General features: G+C 48.7%; 12 protein-coding genes. 8 read left to right on the plus strand and 4 right to left on the minus strand.

The genetic code is table 11. The features are described from left to right. From ACOQOZ_RS08865 to ACOQOZ_RS08880, 4 genes are read left to right on the plus strand one after another with little or no spacing between them, the layout of a single operon-like run. Positions 1-804: a cobalamin biosynthesis protein gene (locus ACOQOZ_RS08865; protein WP_420591909.1), complete on the plus strand. Its 804-nt coding sequence runs from the start codon at positions 1-3 to the stop codon at positions 802-804. Next, complete coding sequence (cobJ, locus tag ACOQOZ_RS08870) at positions 801-1,592, plus strand: precorrin-3B C(17)-methyltransferase (protein WP_420591910.1); 792 nt, start codon at positions 801-803, stop codon at positions 1,590-1,592. The genes ACOQOZ_RS08865 and cobJ overlap by 4 nt, the downstream gene beginning before the upstream one ends. Then, positions 1,589-2,398, plus strand: a complete 810-nt coding sequence (gene cobM / locus ACOQOZ_RS08875; RefSeq protein WP_420591911.1) for a precorrin-4 C(11)-methyltransferase — start codon at positions 1,589-1,591, stop codon at positions 2,396-2,398. The genes cobJ and cobM overlap by 4 nt, the downstream gene beginning before the upstream one ends. 51 nt (positions 2,399-2,449) lie before the next feature. Next, positions 2,450-3,634: a sirohydrochlorin chelatase gene (locus ACOQOZ_RS08880; RefSeq protein ID WP_420591912.1), complete on the plus strand. Its 1,185-nt coding sequence runs from the start codon at positions 2,450-2,452 to the stop codon at positions 3,632-3,634. An 82-nt stretch (positions 3,635-3,716) separates the two neighbouring features. On the opposite strand, the gene ACOQOZ_RS08885 is transcribed toward ACOQOZ_RS08880, so the two are convergent. From ACOQOZ_RS08885 to aceE, 3 genes are read right to left on the minus strand one after another with little or no spacing between them, the layout of a single operon-like run. Further along, positions 3,717-5,738: a methyl-accepting chemotaxis protein gene (locus ACOQOZ_RS08885; protein WP_420591913.1), complete on the minus strand. Its 2,022-nt coding sequence runs from the start codon at positions 5,736-5,738 to the stop codon at positions 3,717-3,719. 57 nt (positions 5,739-5,795) lie between these two features. After that, positions 5,796-7,442 (minus strand): dihydrolipoyllysine-residue acetyltransferase, encoded by a 1,647-nt coding sequence (gene aceF, locus ACOQOZ_RS08890; protein WP_420591914.1) that lies wholly within the window; start codon positions 7,440-7,442, stop codon positions 5,796-5,798. 43 nt (positions 7,443-7,485) lie between these two features. Then, the gene (gene aceE, locus ACOQOZ_RS08895) at positions 7,486-10,179 is read right to left on the minus strand and encodes a pyruvate dehydrogenase (acetyl-transferring), homodimeric type (protein WP_420591915.1); all 2,694 of its coding nucleotides are present in this window, start codon (positions 10,177-10,179) and stop codon (positions 7,486-7,488) included. A gap of 130 nt (positions 10,180-10,309) precedes the next feature. Between aceE and cobO the strand changes: the two genes are divergently transcribed. Continuing rightward, positions 10,310-10,954 (plus strand): cob(I)yrinic acid a,c-diamide adenosyltransferase, encoded by a 645-nt coding sequence (gene cobO / locus ACOQOZ_RS08900; protein ID WP_420591916.1) that lies wholly within the window; start codon positions 10,310-10,312, stop codon positions 10,952-10,954. Between the two features lie 7 nt (positions 10,955-10,961). Here cobO and ACOQOZ_RS08905 read toward each other — a convergent pair whose 3' ends face one another. Continuing rightward, positions 10,962-12,947 (minus strand): putative bifunctional diguanylate cyclase/phosphodiesterase, encoded by a 1,986-nt coding sequence (locus ACOQOZ_RS08905; protein ID WP_420591917.1) that lies wholly within the window; start codon positions 12,945-12,947, stop codon positions 10,962-10,964. A gap of 390 nt (positions 12,948-13,337) precedes the next feature. On the opposite strand from ACOQOZ_RS08905, the gene imuA reads away from it, so the two are divergent. From imuA to ACOQOZ_RS08920, 3 genes are read left to right on the plus strand one after another with little or no spacing between them, the layout of a single operon-like run. Further along, positions 13,338-14,030, plus strand: a complete 693-nt coding sequence (gene imuA / locus ACOQOZ_RS08910; protein WP_420591918.1) for a translesion DNA synthesis-associated protein ImuA — start codon at positions 13,338-13,340, stop codon at positions 14,028-14,030. After that, entirely contained in the window at positions 14,027-15,502 is a 1,476-nt protein-coding gene (locus ACOQOZ_RS08915; protein ID WP_420591919.1) for a Y-family DNA polymerase, read from the plus strand. Before imuA ends, ACOQOZ_RS08915 begins: the two co-directional genes overlap by 4 nt. Continuing rightward, positions 15,499-18,660: an error-prone DNA polymerase gene (locus tag ACOQOZ_RS08920; RefSeq protein ID WP_420591920.1), complete on the plus strand. Its 3,162-nt coding sequence runs from the start codon at positions 15,499-15,501 to the stop codon at positions 18,658-18,660. Before ACOQOZ_RS08915 ends, ACOQOZ_RS08920 begins: the two co-directional genes overlap by 4 nt. Positions 18,661-18,696 lie beyond the last annotated feature (36 nt).

The raw sequence follows: 18,696 nt of genomic DNA on the forward strand, positions 1-18,696 counted from the left end.
ATGACAACCGTAAAAATAATTGCGCTGACTGAAGCCGGAAATACTTTGGCCCGGCGACTACAAACAATCGTCATCGGTCTGGGCGCAGAATGTCAGATTCTATTTAAACCCAAGCCTTTTGCTGAAACCATTCAGCAGGCTTATCAACAAGGTGAACGATTAATCGCTGTTTGTGCGACTGGCATCATTATTCGCACCCTGGCCCCGGTATTAACCGATAAATATCACGACCCGGCAGTTCTTGCGGTGGATGAAGCGGGACAATTTGTCATCCCATTGCTTTCCGGTCATGAGGGCGGTGCTAACGACTGGGGCCATAAGGTAGCCATGGAGCTTGGTGCAACCTTGGTTTCAACAACGGCCAATAACTACATTTCCCCCAGATATACCCTTGGTTTTGGTTGCGAGCGTCACTGCCCGGCTGAATACCTGGAAAGTCTGATTCATGACTGCCTGCAACGGGCAGGTATCACAATGGATCAAATCCACAGTTTTAACAGTATCGACTTAAAAGCCGACGAAAGTGCCATGATTGCAATTGCGGAGAAATACCAACGGCCTTTTTTAACCTGGACAGCGGCTGAACTGAACACCGTATCAGAACGACTGAAAAATCCTTCTCAATATGTATTCGATACCGTGGGTGTTGCTGGCGTTGCTGAATCCAGCGCGTTATTAGCCGGCGACCAGTTAATGACATCCCCAGCCGAATTACTGGTGGAAAAACAGAAAAATGCAAAAGCAACCTGTGCGATAGCCCGGGTCTATCCAAACAAACAATCTGAGATAACAAGCAGTTTATGAGCGGAAAATTATTTTTAATCAGCACCGGTCCGGGTGATCGAGACCTTGTTGCTCCCAAAGCCAGCCAGGCATTGTCACAATGCAGCGATCTGGTTGCTTATGGTTTATACCTGGATTTGCTGGGAGATGTATGTAACGGCAAGCAACACCATGACCTGCCGCTGGGAAAAGAAATTGGTCGTGCCCGGCTGGCACTTGATCTGGCTGCTCAAGGCAAAAATACCGCGCTGATTTCCAGTGGCGATATTGGTATTTATGCCATGGCGACTTTGGTGTTTGAACTCCTTGATCTGCAATTACAGGGGAAAGAAACCGAATCATCGTTATCAGCTCAATGGCTGGATGTCGATATTGAGGTGGTTCCTGGTATATCCGCCATGCAGGCCGGAGCGAGCCGGGTCGGAGCAATGTTAGGCCATGATTTCTGCACCATTTCACTGTCTGATTTATTAACGCCATGGCAGACCATTGAAAAACGCCTGCACGCATGTGGCAGCGGTGATTTTGTCGTGTCCTTTTATAACCCGAGATCTAAAAAGCGCGACTGGCAGATCAACAGCGCGCGCGACATTTTGCTGCAGTATCGCCCAGGTAATACACCGGTGTTATTAGGACGGCAGCTAACCCGGGAAGACGAGAGTATTACTATTACGACGCTGGAAAATCTCGACGCAAATGACGTTGATATGTTCACACTGGTCAGTGTTGGTAACAGCGAATCACGTCATATTATTAATGGTGACAAACACTGGATTTATACACCGCGGGGTTACAGTAAAAAGCTATGACGGTTTATTTTATTGGCGCAGGCCCGGGGGATCCGGAATTAATCACCATCAAAGCTCAGAAGCGCATTAATGCGTGTCCGGTAATTTTATACGCGGGCTCTCTCGTTCCACGTGCCATTCTCGCTGACGTTGAAGACAGTGCCGAGCGTATTATTGATACCGCTTCGTTAAGCCTTGATGAAATTATCGAACATATTCAACAAGCGGAAAGTAAAGGCCAGGATGTTGCCCGGGTCCACAGTGGCGATCCGTCGGTTTACGGTGCCATTGGCGAACAAATCCGACGTTTAAATCAGCTCAATATTAATTTCGAAATTATCCCGGGGGTTACCGCCACCTCAGCGTCCGCCGCCTGGTTAGGAAAGGAGTTAACGCTCTCCGGTGTATCGCAAACCATTATTATGACGCGCTATGAAGGCAAAACGCCGTTTCCGGAACGAGAGCGTCTGCCAGCTCTAGCTGCCAGTGGTGCAACGCTGGCTATCCATCTGGGTGTTACCCGCATCCATAAGATCGTCGAAGAATTAATTCCACACTACGGTGAAGACTGCCCGGTTGCTGTGTGTTACCGCACCTCCTGGGAAGATCAGGATAAAGTCACCGGTACCCTGAAGGATATTGTCGACAAGGTTCGGAAAAAGAAGTTTACCCGTACATCGCTAATTCTGGTTGGCCACGTGCTTGGAAGTGATGACTTTGCCGATTCTTACCTGTACGACGAAAATCAGGCGCATGTTTATCGCCCTAAAAACAAACCGAAAGTATCCCGGGATGTGAACTTCAGCAGCGCACACCCAAAGAACTAAAAAATAACAATTCGCGAAAATAAAAGACGAATAAATAACTGAGATTATCTCATGAAAGATTACGACCAATTATTAAGCCAATTACCCGAAAACAGTGGTGTGCTCATCTGCGGCCACGGCAGTCGAGCTAAAATAGCGGAAGAAGAATTCAGCCTGCTGGCAAAAGGTTTACGCCAGCGTTTCCCACAGTTGAAAATCGAATACGGTTTTCTTGAATATTCCGCTCCCAATATTCATATGGCGCTCGACCGCCTGCGTGAACAAGGTGTTGAAAATATACTGGCTGTGCCAGGGATGCTGTTTGCAGCCACTCATGCCAAAAATGATATTCCTTCGGTGCTGACAACCTACCAACAGAAATACCCAACCCTGAATATCGAATACGGCCGTGAGCTGGGATTACACAATGAGATGTTGTTAGCCTTTCAGCAACGTATTCTTGAGTCGCTCGGTTACGATCAAATTCCGGAAACCGGCAGTTTGTACGACACCATGCTGGTTGTTGTGGGTCGTGGAACATCGGTTACCGAAGCTAATGCGGAAGCAGCTAAATTAACCCGTATGGTCAGCGAAAACCTTGGCTTTGGCTGGTCAGAAACGGTTTATTCCGGAGTCACCTACCCAAGTGTTGGTCGTGGTCTCGAAATGGCGTGTAAGCTTGGCTTCAAAAAAGTGGTGGTGGCACCTTACTTTTTGTTCGGCGGGCGTTTAATTGACCGAATTTATGCTTATGTCGACAGCGTTGCTGAACAGCAAACGGATGTGCAGTTTATTAAAGCCGACTATCTCAGAGATCAGTCGCATGTACTAAATACCTTTATTACCCGTATCAGTGAGATTCAACATCAGGCACAAAGTCACAATGACCAGCTGACCCTGATGGAAGACTTTAAACGTCGCCTGGCAGCGGGTGAAGTGGATATTCATCATCATCATGCAGAATTCCAGCCGGATCATTCACACGATCACCCACATGGCCATTCCCACGATCACTCACATGGCCATTCCCACGATCACTCACATGGCCATTCCCACGATCACTCGCATGACCATTCACACGATCATGGCCACCACCATGCGCCCTACAAACATATTGCTCATCCACATGGACCGCGCACCATGATTAATGACAATATTTGCTGCTGTTTTATGCGTCAGTTTCCACAGCATGTTATTGACGAGGAGAAGGCGATTAAAGAGGAACAAGACAGAATTCCAACCTGTAAACGCCGTTAGATACCTGCGATAGCTGTGTCGAAAATCATAAAAAAAGAGCGACCTGTTGGTCGCTCTTTTTTCGCCCAAACACAGTAACAGATTACTGCACTTTAAACTGGTCGACCCGCTGCGATAGCGAATCAGTAATCGCCTGAGCTTTACGTACCGCTTCCACGGTTCCTTCAGCATTTGCCGAGGTTTCCTCACCACTTAAGCGAATCGCTTCCAGATTTGTTTCTAAAGCACTGGCATTACTTTTCTGTTCTCCGGCCGTAACCACAATATCGTTGGTCTTCGACTGGATATCACCCATGCTGGCCTGAATTTCAGATAAGGTCACTCCCACCTGCTCCGAGTTGGTTACCGTTGTTTCAACCATATCCCGATTTACCTTCATGGTATCCACCGCACTGACAATATTCTGCTGAACATCGCTGATTAACCCTTCAATCTCCTGTGCAGAACCCTGAGTCCGGCTTGCCAGAGTACGAACTTCATCCGCTACTACCGCAAAGCCTCTGCCCTGCTCACCTGCCCGGGCTGCTTCAATGGCAGCGTTCAGTGCTAACAGGTTGGTTTGTTCAGCAATGCCTTTAATGGTTTCAAGAATACTGGAGATGCTGGTCGAATTTTCTGCCAGACGATTAACCGCCTCCATCGAATTCTCCATTTCCTGCGACAGGCGCTGAACCTCTCCCATCACATGGGTGACTACCTGGCCTGCTTCATCCGATTTAATCTGGCCTGTTTTAGCTGCCGCTTCCGCCGCTTCAGCCAACTCGGTTACCATCACTGCACGATCCACCATGGATCCCAAAGCATCAGACACCTGATGTGTCTGATCAAGCTGATTCTGAACCGCCTGACGGCTGCGCTGGGCAATACCTTCAACGTCGTTAACGTTATTTGTTACCGCGGTAGCAGATTCTTTAACGGCTGATAATGTTGTACGGATATTCGACACCATACCGTTAAAGGAATCGCGCAACTGGCCCATCTCATCCTGTCCCTGGAACTTAATTTCGTGAGTCAGGTCACCTTCTGCAATCGAACCCGCCGTTCTGGAAAAACGTTTAATGGTAAAGCGAATCGACATAAAGAATGCGAGATAGAGGTAGGCAATAATGGAAAGTACAACCGCAATAACAATTAAAAAGTTACGCACTTTGGTTTGTTGTGTTTGCAGGCGTTCCTGAAGTTTTTCAGAAATCAGTGGCAGAATCTGAGCTTCTATATTTTCCAGATAGCTGATTTCGCTGGCGAGAAATTTATCGTATTCCTGCCAGGTCATTTCCACTGACACAGCCGAGATAGCCTCATCGTCCAGTTTAATTCGGATATTTTCCAGCGAACGGTTGGCCGTGGTGGCCGCTTCGCCCAGTTGTGAAAAACCGGCTTCGTTTGCAGCCGCAACAACCACCGCCATAATCGCTTCAGCCGAAATCAATGCATCGTAGGCATCATTTAATAAATCGAAGGTGGTGGACTTGATGTATTTTTCAATCATGCCGTACGTACCAATCGCACGTGCGGTTCCGGCGGCTTCAATCACCTGCGGCATGTCGGTTAACAAAATAGAAACCAGACCCTGAATTTCAAAATCCGGATCCAGGCTAACACCACTGGCCTGACTGTACTGACGAATCAAAGACTGAAATTCGTCAATCGCTGTTTGATAATGTTGCAGCTGATCGGCATACACCGTTTGCCGGTTTTCACCAACAATGCTCAAACGGCTGCCATAATCACGTCGCCAGACTTCGAGATTTTCCCGCAGAGTCTCGGTCTGACTGTTCTCTATCAGTCGTGCCAGCTGGCTTTCAATGCCTGCTTTATGCTGGGACATTTTCTGCTCCAGCTCAGCATTATTCATAAATGGTAAAACCGATGCCTGGTCGCGATACAGCTCGATATCATGGGAGAATTCGATCAATTCTCCGATGGTGCCGATGGCAGCCAGTTCGTGCTCGGTTTTTTTCATTGTTTCAAAAGCGGATAGAAATACCTGGCCACTGAGCACCACCAGCGGCAAAGTAAACAGAAAACTGATCAGGCCAAATTTAGCGGCGTAATTAAGTCGCCCCATAAATTTAATGGCTGGCCACATAAGTGCCTTGAGCATGAGCGATTGAACCCCTTGTATTTTTATAGTCGGCTGATTGCAACCAACTAATAGCGATTACATCAGCACGTTTCTTAAATCCTGCAGGCAGGCAACCAAACGCTGGCTGAACCTGGCGGCTTCTGCGCCGTCAATCACCCTGTGATCATATGACAACGACAACGGCAACATCAGCCGTGGAACAAACTCCTGACCATTCCACACCGGCTTCATTTCAGACTTTGACAGCCCAAGAATGGCCACTTCCGGTGGGTTCACAATCGGCGTAAATGCCGTACCGCCAATCCCACCCAGGCTCGATAAGCTGAAACAGCCACCCTGCATATCTAATAATGTTAGCTTACCGTCGCGGGCGTTTTGCGCTTTTTCATTAAGCTGCTGTGTGATTTCTGTAACAGAAAGGCGGTCAACGTCACGAATTACAGGTACCAGTAATCCTTTTGGCGTATCCACCGCCACACCGATATGAACATAGTCCTTCATAATCAGTGACTCACCATCGCTGCTCAGCGACGCCGCAAACTGTGGAAACTCACGTAACACCTTAGCCAGAGCCTTCATTACAAACGGCACGACAGAAAAACGTATTCCCTGGGCCTGATATTGCTGATTCTGGGCTTTGCGATAACTTTCGAGGTCGGTGATATCCGCCAAATCGAACTGGGTCACCTGAGGAACATTGAGCCAGGCGGTTGTCATGGCCTTGGCTGTCGCTCGCTTAATGTTGTTAAGTGGCTCTGTTGCAATTGCTCCAAACTTAGCGAAGTCGACCTCAGGTACCGCTGGAATACCCGTTCCAGCAGCACTTTGTGGCGCATTCAGGCGCTGCTTCACAAACAGTTGCACATCGTCCTTGGTAATTCGTCCCTTGCGTCCACTGGCGCTGACCTGCGACAAATCCACACCAAACTCACGCGCCAGTTTTCGCACCGCTGGTCCGGCGTGCACCTGACCGGAAGCTTTCTGTGGTTCTGTCGTTGATTGTGCTGCGGATTTAACACTAAGACTGGTACTGGCGGCGGGTGTTTGCGGTTTTGCAGCTTGTAATGCCGCCGGTGCGGAAGTTTGCGATATGGATGTTTGCGATTTTGAAGCCGGTGATGCGGAAGCCTGAACCAGCAAGGTCAGCATCGCATCTCCCTGACTTACCTTATCGCCAACGGCAACTGCAAGAGAAAGAATCTTACCGGCTTCGCCCGCCGGGATTTCCATTGTGGCTTTATCGCTTTCCAAAACCAGAATGGTCTGCTCGGCGTCGATCTGGTCGCCCACGGCTGCATTCAGTTCAATGACTTCAACGCCTTCGCTACCGCCCAGATCGGGAACGGCAATGGCTTTTTCAGTGCTTTCTGCGGCTGCATCGGCTGTGCTTTCCGCAGAAGCCGTGACCGGCTCTTCTGTTGTTCCGGTTTCATTTTTGATATCGGCTTCAGGTTTTACTGCTGCGGCTTCAGCTGGCTGACCAGCAGCATCGGATGTAATAGTAATAAACACATCCCCTTCATTTACTTTATCGCCAACCGCAATTTTAAGTGCTTCCACCTGACCGGCAACTTCCGCCGGAATTTCCATACTGGCTTTATCCGTTTCCAGCACCAGTAAGGTTTGTTCAGCGTCAACCTGATCACCCACAGCGACGGAAACCTCAATCACCTCAACGTCGGTCGCGCCACCTAAATCCGGAATTCGGTACTCATTGCTCATGCTTGTTTCTCCTTATTACCCTGGCTGGTTATGAGTACGCTTATTACGAGTAAAGCGGATCAGGTTTGCTGGCGTCGATGTTCAGTTCTGCACGCCATTTTTCCAGTTCGGCCGGTTTCAGATCCCCCTGCTTCACCAGTTCAAAACCCGCCGCCCAGGCGACGTGTTGCCAGTCGACCTCGAAGAAACGACGCAGGTTTTCGCGTGAGTCACTACGGCCAAAGCCATCGGTGCCTAAACAACGATAACGACGACCTTCAGGAATAAACGGACGAATTTGTTCAGCGTATACTTTCATATGATCGGTGGTTGCCAGGATAGGACCACTGGACTCCGCTAACTGACGGGTAACATACGGTTGTGCTTGCTGGTCGCCTGCGGATAAATATTCCTGACGCTCACACGCCAGACCATCACGACGTAATTCATTAAACGACGTCACGCTCCAGACATCGGCACTGACACCTTTATCGGCCAGCCATTCAGCCGCTGTTTCAACCTGACGTAAAATCGAGCCACAACCCAGTAACTGAATTTTCGGCCCCGCCTGTTCGTTCGCTTTGAGGCGATAAATACCACGACGAATGCCTTCTTCCACACCCTCTGGCATTGCCGGATGTGCGTAGTTTTCGTTCAGGCTGGTGATGTAATAGAAGACTTTTTCTTTCTTCTCATACATCCGCTTTAAACCGTCCTGAATAATTACGGCCAATTCGTAGGCATAGGTTGGATCGTAAGAAACACAGTTAGGAATGGTCGACGCGAGAATATGAGAGTGGCCATCCTGGTGTTGCAAACCTTCACCGTTCAATGTGGTACGCCCGGAAGTTGCACCAATTAAAAAGCCCTGACATTGCATATCACCGGCAGCCCAGGCCAGATCACCCACACGCTGGAAACCAAACATGGAGTAATAGATATAAAACGGAATCATCGCCAGGCCATTGGTGCTGTATGAACTGCCCGCGGCCATCCAGGCAGAAAATGCTCCGGCTTCGTTAATACCTTCTTCCAGAATGCGGCCTTTTTTATCTTCGCGGTAATACATCACCTGACCCTGATCGACCGGCTCATACAACTGGCCTTCAGAGGAATAAATACCTAGCTGACGGAACATCCCTTCCATACCAAAGGTTCGTGCTTCATCTGGCACAATGGGTACCACCCGATCGCCCATGGTTTTGTCTTTAATCAGCTGCGACATAATGCGCACAAACGCCATGGTGGTGGAAATTTCGCGTTCACCGGTACCATCGGTCTGAGCTTTAAAGAAGGATAAATCCGGCGCGGTTAATGCCGTCCAATTTTCATTGCGCTGCGGTAAAAAACCACCGAGTTTTTCCCGCTGCTTACGCATATATTGCAACTCTGGACTGTCTGCCGGTGGGCGGTAGAAAGGTAAATGTTCCAGATCTTCATCACGCACCGGAATATCAAAACGATCACGGAATGCACGAATACTTTCGATATCCAGTTTTTTCACCTGGTGCGCCTGGTTCTGACCTTCAGCCTCAGCCCCCATGCCATAACCTTTTACGGTGTGCGCCAGAATAACCGTTGGTTGCCCTTTATGATCCATCGCCGCCTGATAGGCCGCAAAAACTTTATATGGATCATGGCCACCGCGGTTTAATTTGTAGATATCCTCATCGGATAAATCTTTAATGATTTCTTTTAATTCCGGATACGCTTCGAAGAAATGTTCGCGGGTATATTTGCCACCTTTGGCTTTGTAGTTCTGGAATTCACCATCCACCGTTTCATCCATACGCTTCTGCAATAATCCTTTGCGGTCTTTTGCCAGCAATGGATCCCAGAAACGCCCCCACACTACTTTAATCACATTCCAGCCAGCACCACGGAACTGACTTTCCAGTTCCTGGATAATTTTACCATTACCCCGCACCGGGCCATCCAGACGCTGCAAGTTGCAGTTAATCACAAAGATCAGGTTTTCCAGTTTTTCCCGGCCCGCCAGACCAATCGCACCCAGTGTCTCCGGCTCGTCACATTCACCATCACCGAGGAATGCCCAGACTTTACGATCTTTACGTGGCACCAGTTCACGCGCCGATAAATAGCGCATAAAGTGCGCCTGATAAATCGCCTGCAGTGGTCCTAAGCCCATGGATACCGTTGGGAATTGCCAGTAATCCGGCATCAGTTTCGGGTGGGGATAAGAGGATAATCCCGGGCCTAATGCTTCCTGGCGAAAACGCTCAAGATCGGATTCCTGAAAACGTCCTTCCAAATATGAACGGGCGTAAATACCCGGCGCAACATGCCCCTGGTAATACAGCAGGTCGCCGTGAGGACAATCTTCACTGGCGGAGTTCGGTGCACGGAAAAAATGATTAAAACCGACATCGTACAAGGTTGCACTGGAAGCAAAACTGGAGATATGACCACCCAGATCGCCACCGCCTTCTTTGTTTGCTCTCAGCACCATCGCCAGTGCATTCCAGCGCACCAGCGAGCGGATTCGCCGCTCCATAAACAGATCACCCGACATCGGCGCTTCATTTTCCGGGGAAATGGTATTGCGATAAGGCGTGTTTAACGCATAAGGCAGCGGCATACCGTCTTTTGTTGCACGTTCGGCAATACGCTCAATCAGATAATGGGCCCGTTCGACACCTTCAGCACGAATGACAGAATGAATAGCATCCTGCCACTCTTTGGTTTCCTGAGGGTCGATATCGACAGTTTGGGCATTATCCAGCTGATTCTCGTCCATTGAAGGCTCCCGGAGTTTGTCGGTTATTACTGAGTGCCTGATGGTTCAAACACTGCAAAGTCGTTGGTGAGTGAGAACTGTTCCTGAATCCAGTATAGTCAAAGGATCTGGGAACGACTGTGAAGTGAACATGAGCCAAGAAAACGACAAGTTATCCGCTGAGCAATTAGCCGAAAAAGAGAAAGCGAACCAACGCCATAAAGAAAAAATGGCGCGTCATAAAGCCAAAGTAGATGCCGCCATCGAACGCGCCCAAGAAGAACGTGGTGTGGTAATCGTGTTAACCGGCACCGGTAAAGGAAAAAGCAGTTCCGGTTTTGGTACTGTGATCCGTACTTTGGGGCACGGTTATCAGGCCGGGTTAGTGCAGTTTATTAAAGGCACCTGGAACTGTGGCGAAGCTAATATCCTGAAAAATCTCGATGGCCTGCAACACGAAGTGATGGGATCCGGTTTTACCTGGGAAACCCAGGACAAAGAACGCGATCAACTGGCCTTTGATACCGTTTGGCCTAAAGCCAAAGCCATGCTGCAAAATCCACAGCTGCGCACCGTGATGTTTGATGAAATCACCTATATGCTGGCTTATAAGCTACTGGATTGGGAAACGTTAAAGGAAGCGCTGGATAATCGCCCGAAAGACCAGAATGTGATTCTTACCGGTCGCGGTGCACCAAGCGCTCTGCGTGAATACGCCGATACGGTTACCGATATGAAAATGGAAAAACACGCCTTTAAAGCCGGGGTAAAAGCTCAGGCGGGTATCGAGTGGTAGTAATCGTTTAATCGTGATTGAGCACTTCGATGCTGCTATTGTCGGCCCGAAGTGCTTCAAGCGGCGACGTTAATGCTTCTAATGGTTGTGGTCTGGCGTAGAAATATCCCTGCTGCAGTAAGATATTGGTGTTATTGAGAATATCTTTCTGGGCAATCACTTCCACACCTTCAGCAATACACTGCATATTAAATTTTTCGCATAAATCGCGAATAAAAATCAGAGTATTGTGATCCTGCTGCAAACGATCAATAAATGCCTTATCGATTTTTACGTAATGCGCTGGCAGCTGACTGATGTAGGCCAGCGATGAATAGCCGGTACCAAAGTCATCAATAGCCAGTTTAAAACCGGCTTCCACCAATTGATCCAGACAAGGGTTATTTTCTTCGACCACCGGCACCAGAACACTTTCGGTCAGCTCCAGCACCACATCATCAGCCTGATAATTATATGAAGTTAACAAGGCCACCAGTTTGTCGATAAAACCGGGCTGAATCATATGCGCGCCGGATATATTAATGGTGACTTTTGCCTCTGGAGAAAAACGCTGACGAATAGCCGCCAGATCACGACACACCTGCTGAATAACCCAGGATTCTAATCGGGCGATTTTACCGCTGTCTTCCGCCACCGCGATAAATTCCAGCGGCGACAGATGGCCCAGAGTTGGATGATGCCAGCGTAATAAGGCTTCAACCAGAACGGTTTCACCGCTCAGGCCATTAATAATCGGCTGATAATGCAGAACAAAGTCATTATTACTGATGGCTTCATCCAGATACTGCAGAATTTCAGTACGGCGTCGCAGGTACGATTCCATACCCGGCTGATACACCACAGCCTGATTGCGGCCCTGTTTTTTCGCTTCGTACATTGCCGCATCGGCCTGAATCACCAGCTCATAAATATCGGATGAATCTTTCGGCGAGCAGGCAATACCAATACTGGCCGATACTCTGACGACACAATCACTGGCCACTTCAAACGGTCGCGACAGGTCGTATAACAACTGGCGGGCCTTTTCGAGAATAACTTCAGCAGTGTTTTTGCCGAGAAAAACCACAACAAATTCATCACCACCAAGGCGGGCGCAGACTTTTTTACCCGACTGCGACATCAGCACATTGGCCAGCCGACGCAATAATGCATCACCGACGTTATGACCATAACTGTCGTTAATGGGTTTAAAACCATCCAGATCGATATAAAACAGCGAAAATTCTTTGCCCTGATGACTCGACATATATTGCAGCAAGCCACGACGATTCATCAGTCCGGTTAACAGGTCGGAACGTGCTTCATTGGCGGTTTCGATTTCACGCAGTTTGCGTTCCTGAATATCAATCAGGGTCAGGACATAACAAGGAGATGAAGAAATTTCCTGCTGAATGTTCACTTCGGCATGATGCCAGCGCATACCTTTCAGGGTATTCAGCTCAATATCACGGCCATTGGAACTCATAACTTTGACGAACCAGACACTGATGTCGTCGACCAGAATCTGACGCAGGTTTTCGATGCTGTCACCGAACTGCTCGATAAATGGAGGGTTTACACTGATGATGCTGCCGTCTTCATCAAAAATAACGGCCATGGCAGCTGAAGGAATGCCACCGTCGCTGAGCATTTCCGGTGAAAACTGCCCTTCCAGCAACATCACCATACGCTCGCTGCCATCTTCCAGCTCAGCAATAACGCCAGACAGGCGACAGAAAACCCGTTTTTTATGCCCTTTCGGTTGGATTTCCCACCAGACGTCGATGTACTCACCCACGTCAAAGCGTTCCATATAACCCATCAGGGTTTGCTGCACAGCCTGGGACTGATCACTGGAAAAATCCCGGCTGCAGAATTCTTCCAGGCTATCGGCCTCCCACAATTCCAATGCGGAAGTATTAGCCCAAACCATTTTCTGACCAACCACATCATAAGCCCAGACCGGAGATCTGAGCTGGGAAACAGTTAAGGCATTCAGGCTGGGTAACTTCATCGACAACGACTGCAGACTCAAAACAATTGATAAACTGCTGTTTATCAAAAGATAAATATATAAATTAACCTTGCCTACGAATTAAAGACGCTAATCAGGCAAAAGTACAGAGTTATAGCGGTTAAGTATGGCATCTTATAAAAATCCTCTCTGAGCCCTGCTTACGCCTCTAAGTACCTGAGTTTTCTCGGTTTATATACAGTTTTGCTAATTAATTGAATGTTATTAGTAAAACCTTAAAGTCACGCCTGACAACTGACGTCAAAAAATATCAGTGCAACAAAGCAGCTGTCATTTCATGCACATCATTGTTGGTCGTTCTGCACATTATTGAATACTATTTTTACATACAGTACTGTATATTCATACAAATCAACACAACGTTCCATTATGGCCAGCACACAACATACTCAGATACATAAAAAGTCACTGAAGCAGCCCGTCGATACGCTGCAACAAATGGTTGGCCAGGGCCAGGTATGGTCTGCTAATGATTGCCCGGAAAAACCCGACAACATACTGAGCAGTGGTTTTGCCGACCTGAATCAGTACCTGCCTGGTGGTGGTTGGCAGCCTGGCCAGGTATGTGAAATCTACGCCCAGCCCGGCAGTGCCGAGGTCAGCTTACTTTTGCCGGCACTGGCAACACTGAGCCAGCAGGCGAAGTGGTTGTTATGGGTGGCGCCACCGGCCATTCCTTATGCCCCCGCTTTAATGAATGCAGGCATCGATCTTGAACAGGTGTTGGTTGTCCACAGCCAAAACTATGAACAGGCTCTGTGGTGCATGGAGGAAGGTTTACGCAGCGGTCAATGCAGCGCCGTACTGGGCTGGCCGCAACAATGGCATAAGCAACATATCCGACGCCTGCAGATTGCCGCTCAGGACAGCCAGAGCTTCTGCTGGCTATGGCCACAAACTCCGTTTGATGCCAGTGGTTCTCCGGCGGCATTACGATTAAAGCTGCAGCGCCAGCAACAAGGCCTGTCGCTGGAATTCCTGAAGCGCCGGGGCAGCTGGCCCAGCCGCCCTTTTACTCTGAATGATAATGGCATAGCTGCCAGCCCAGCATCCCGCTTATGAATATCTGGCTTTATCTCTATTTTCCGGATCTGTATCTGCACAGTTTCCACCAGCAGCAAGCCGGTCCTTTCGCTCTGCTGGAACTGCGGGGAGGCCAGCATTACGTCTGTCAGCGCAATACCCTGGCAGCCAATGCCGGAATCGAAGTGGATATGCCACTGGCCAGCGCTCTGTGCTTATGCAACGACCTGCAAACCAGCCTGCTGGACCCACACAAAGCAGAGCAACTGCTGCAACAACAAGCTCTGTGGGCGTACCGCTTTTCTGCCCAGGTTTGTCTCGATCAACCACAAGGGTTGTGGCTTGAGGCTGCCAGTATGCAAAACCTGTTTGGTGGTGTCTCAGCGTTGTGCCAGCAGATTCAGCAGCAAGCGGAACAACATCAATGGCCATTACAAATAGCGGTGGGTTATACCCCTGCCGTTGCTAAAGTTCTGGCTGTGAACAACGGCGGCAAGATCCAGCAGTTACCACACCCGCTTGAGCGCCAGCAGTTACGGCTTGATAACCAGCAACAACTGCGGCACTTGTCGATCGCTCAACTGGGATTAGCCGAATCTCATCAGCTGGCGTTACAGCGTCTGGGTGTTCACCACTATCATCAGCTGCTGAAATTGCCGTTATCGGAACTCGCCAGCCGCTTCGACAGCGACTTAATTCACTGGCTGATGCAGCTGAGTGGCGACAAACCAACCACCATGACGTTCTTCCAGCCTCCCCTCGATTTTTGTGATGAAGCGTTATTTATTCACGAAGTTGAACACATCAACGGTCTGTTATTTCCACTGCGACGACAACTCAGTGCCCTCAGTGCTTTTCTGCACAAACGACAGCTTGCGATTGATCACGTCAGTATTCAGCTGAAACATCGACAACAAGCAGATAGTCCACAGGAAGACAGTTATTGGCTGATTCGTTTTGCCCGGGCAGAGTTCCGTCAGCAGGAATTAACCCAGTTAATTCGTTACCAGTTAGAGAAAAAAACATTGGCTGCACCCGTGCGGGAGATGGTGCTCAAGGTGCGCGAGTTTGTCAGCCAGCAACCTGAACAAACCGACTACTGGCCTGATTCAGCGGCTCACAATCGGGAACACGGTCAACAATTATTAAATCGCCTGCAGGCCCGACTGGAACACAATCAGTTATTTCGCTTAACCAGCAACGCCGATGCCCGGCCCGATTATGCCTGGCAAGCGCTACAGGCTGAACAGGGTTATCCGGAGAAAAACAGTCATCGTGTTACATCGCCAAACGGCCGGCCATTATGGCTATTAGCTCAGGCGATTCCCTGTGAGAAACCTGACAATATTATCGCTGGTCCGGAACGCATCAGCAGTGGTTGGTGGCAACACGGACAGCAGCAACAACGTGATTATTATCAGGTGATTGAACAACAGCAGGATTCCCAGCGACATTTATGGGTATTTCGCGACGCCAGTAAGCAATGGTTTATTCAGGGCTATTTTTCATGAGTCGTGATTCTGGTGACACTCAGACCTGTACACCCGATGCCTCCAGCCAGCCGTATGCCGAATTGCACTGCGTCAGTAACTTTTCTTTTTTACGCGGTGCTTCACACCCACAGGAACTGATTGAGCGCGCGGATCAATTACAGTATCACGCCCTGGCCATTACCGATGAATGCTCACTGGCTGGTGTCGTTCGTGCACACCAGGCGATTAAAGACCAACAATTAAAAACCCGTTTAATTATTGGCAGTGAATTTTATGATGCACCGAGAAGCAGTTGTTATGTAATAATTGCTCCAGATAAAAAAGCCTACAGTGAACTGAGCCAATTAATCAGCCATTGCCGCCGCCGTGCAGAAAAAGGCCAGTATCGGTTTTACAGCGAGGACTTATTACACCTCAAACATGTTTTTCTGTTGTGTCGCCCGCAAGATATTCATAAGCCTGAAGAGCAACTGCTGATAAAACACTTTTATCATCCACAGCCGGATAAAAATCGATACTGGTTACTGGCAGAGCGTTTATTAGATGAACATGACAACCAATACTATCATCAGGTTTTACAGTGGTCAGAGTCGGAAGCGTTACCCGTTGTTTGCGCCAATGATGTTCATATGCACCATAGCCAACGAAAATCCCTGCAGGATTGCCTGACCGCGATCCGTCTTAATCAGACCATTGAGCAAAGTAAAGATCAGCTATTCAGCAATGCCGAACGTCAGCTGCGCTCCACCGAAAAACTTCATTATCTTTATCCGGAAAAACTGATAACAGCGACCACAGAAATAGCCGATCGCTGCCATTTTAATCTGGACGAAATTGCTTATCACTACCCAAAAGATCTGGTACCACAAGGCCAATGTCCACACCGGTTTCTGAAAAACCTGGTCGATATCGGCGCCAGAAAACGTTTTCCACAAGGCATTCCGGAAACAATCCAACAGACCATTAATAAAGAACTATCCCTGATAAAACAAAAACAATACGAACATTATTTTTTAACCGTTTATGACATTGTTCGTTTTGCAAGATCACAGAATATTCTCTGTCAGGGGCGTGGCTCAGCGGCGAATTCGGTCGTCTGTTATTGCCTGGAAATTACCGAGGTGAACCCGGTTGAAGTCAGTTTGTTGTTTGAACGCTTTATTTCTGAAGAGCGAAACGAACCACCGGATATCGATGTGGATTTTGAAAGCCAGCGACGCGAAGAAGTGATTCAGTATATTTACCGCAAATACGGCAGAGAACGAGCAGCGCTGGCTGCCACCGTCATCAGCTATCGCCGCAAAAGTGCCATTCGCGATGTGGCCCGAGCTCTGGGCCTCAACCTGTTGCAATTAGAACAACGCATCGCCAACTACGGCTGGCGTTATCATGGCGAAAACTGGCTGGACGAATTATTAACCGGCAGTCAGGAACCAGGTCATTTATTAACTTCCTTTAAACGGCTGGCAGCAGAAATTATTAACTTCCCCCGCCACTTATCACAGCATGTTGGTGGTTTTGTTATCAGCGAAGGTTTACTGGCCGATCTGGTGCCCATAGAAAATGCCAGCATGGCCGATCGTACGGTAATTCAATGGGATAAAGAGGATCTGGAATCACTCGGGCTGATGAAGGTCGATGTGCTTGGGCTGGGTATGTTATCGGCGATTCGTCGTTCTCTGGAAATGTTATCCACCCCCGAACAGAAAAAAACACTGGCGGATATTCCCCGCGATGATCCGGCGACTTATCAGATGTTACAACAAGCCGACAGCGTCGGGGTTTTTCAGGTCGAAAGCCGGGCTCAGATGAATATGCTGCCGCGGTTAAAACCTCAGAATTATTACGACCTGGTGGTGCAGGTTGCCATTGTCCGGCCCGGCCCCATTCATGGTGATATGGTTCACCCGTATTTAAAACGTCGTAATAAACAGGAAGACCCGGACTACCCACTGGAAGCACTGAAACCCATTCTGAAACGCACATTAGGTGTGCCTTTATTTCAGGAACAGGTGATTGCTTTTGCCATAGTTGCTGCAGACTTTACCGCTGCAGAAGCCGATTTATTACGGCGCTCCATGGCCAGCTGGCGTAAAAAAGGCCATATGCATCGACTGCAACAACGGCTGGAAGACAATATGCTGACTAACGGTTTTGAGTTGGAGTATATCCGTCGCATTCAGCGCCAGTTGGAAGGTTTTGGTGAATACGGTTTTCCGGAATCCCATGCGGCCAGTTTTGCGTTGCTGGTTTATGTCACCGCCTGGCTGAAATGCCATTATCCCAATGTATTTTTCTGCGCTTTATTGAACAGCCAGCCGATGGGCTTTTACAGCCCGGCACAATTAATCGAAGACGCCCGCCACCATAGCGTAAAAACCTTACCGGTGGATATTAATCTCAGCGATTGGGATCATCGGATTGAGACCGGGCAAGACGTACAACAAGTGATTAAAAAGAGCCTGCCGGTGCGACTGGGTCTGAGATTGGTTAAAGGTTTTAACCAGGACGCGGCACAACGCTTACAACACCATAAACCAGAAGCCGGTTACCGCAGCATTGCTGAATGCATTCGCTTGGCACAATTAAATAAACAAGAGCGTGAATCACTGGCCAGTGCCGGTGCTTTTGACAGTTTATCGCAACACAGATATCAGGCACGCTGGCAGGTGGCGGAACCTATTCAGGATGATTTATTAACCCCGTTACAGTTAGATAACCCGCTCTCTCAGGACTATCTGCAGGCGTCGAATGAAATTGATAATTTGCAGGAAGATTATCAAAGCCTTGGTCTGACGTTGGGTCGCCATCCGTTAGAAATCCTGCGTGAACAAGGCAAACTCGGCGCCAGTGTCACCGCGCTGGGATTAACCCAATGCCAGCACAACAGTGAAGTGTATGTCGCCGGACTGGTTACCTGTCGCCAGCGCCCCGGAACCTCTGCCGGAGTTACGTTTGTCACACTGGAAGACGAAACCGGCTGTATTAATATCGTTGTCTGGCTATCAACGGCCAAACGCCAGCTTAAAACGCTGGTGAAATCCCGTATTTTGCAGGTTTATGGCAAACTCGAAAAAGACGAAAATTCAGGTGTGACTCATATTATTGCCTATCGTCTGCTGGATTTAACGGACGCCATCAAACAGCTGGAAATCACCTCCCACGACTTCCATTAATCAGGTAATCTGATAGCCAGTTAACACCGCTGTAAG

This window comes from Bacterioplanoides sp. (assembly GCF_965219715.1).
In the GTDB taxonomy this organism is placed as follows: domain Bacteria; phylum Pseudomonadota; class Gammaproteobacteria; order Pseudomonadales; family Oceanobacteraceae; genus Bacterioplanoides.

What these genes read in the sequence shown, in the direction of transcription:
- ACOQOZ_RS08865 (WP_420591909.1), top strand. Translation starts at nt 1, where the DNA reads ATGACAACCGTAAAAATAATTGCGCTGACTGAAGCCGGAAATACTTTG.
- cobJ (WP_420591910.1), top strand. Translation starts at nt 801, where the DNA reads ATGAGCGGAAAATTATTTTTAATCAGCACCGGTCCGGGTGATCGAGAC.
- cobM (WP_420591911.1), top strand. Translation starts at nt 1,589, where the DNA reads ATGACGGTTTATTTTATTGGCGCAGGCCCGGGGGATCCGGAATTAATC.
- ACOQOZ_RS08880 (WP_420591912.1), top strand. Translation starts at nt 2,450, where the DNA reads ATGAAAGATTACGACCAATTATTAAGCCAATTACCCGAAAACAGTGGT.
- ACOQOZ_RS08885 (WP_420591913.1), bottom strand. Translation starts at nt 5,738, where the DNA reads ATGCTCAAGGCACTTATGTGGCCAGCCATTAAATTTATGGGGCGACTT.
- aceF (WP_420591914.1), bottom strand. Translation starts at nt 7,442, where the DNA reads ATGAGCAATGAGTACCGAATTCCGGATTTAGGTGGCGCGACCGACGTT.
- aceE (WP_420591915.1), bottom strand. Translation starts at nt 10,179, where the DNA reads ATGGACGAGAATCAGCTGGATAATGCCCAAACTGTCGATATCGACCCT.
- cobO (WP_420591916.1), top strand. Translation starts at nt 10,310, where the DNA reads ATGAGCCAAGAAAACGACAAGTTATCCGCTGAGCAATTAGCCGAAAAA.
- ACOQOZ_RS08905 (WP_420591917.1), bottom strand. Translation starts at nt 12,947, where the DNA reads ATGAAGTTACCCAGCCTGAATGCCTTAACTGTTTCCCAGCTCAGATCT.
- imuA (WP_420591918.1), top strand. Translation starts at nt 13,338, where the DNA reads ATGGCCAGCACACAACATACTCAGATACATAAAAAGTCACTGAAGCAG.
- ACOQOZ_RS08915 (WP_420591919.1), top strand. Translation starts at nt 14,027, where the DNA reads ATGAATATCTGGCTTTATCTCTATTTTCCGGATCTGTATCTGCACAGT.
- ACOQOZ_RS08920 (WP_420591920.1), top strand. Translation starts at nt 15,499, where the DNA reads ATGAGTCGTGATTCTGGTGACACTCAGACCTGTACACCCGATGCCTCC.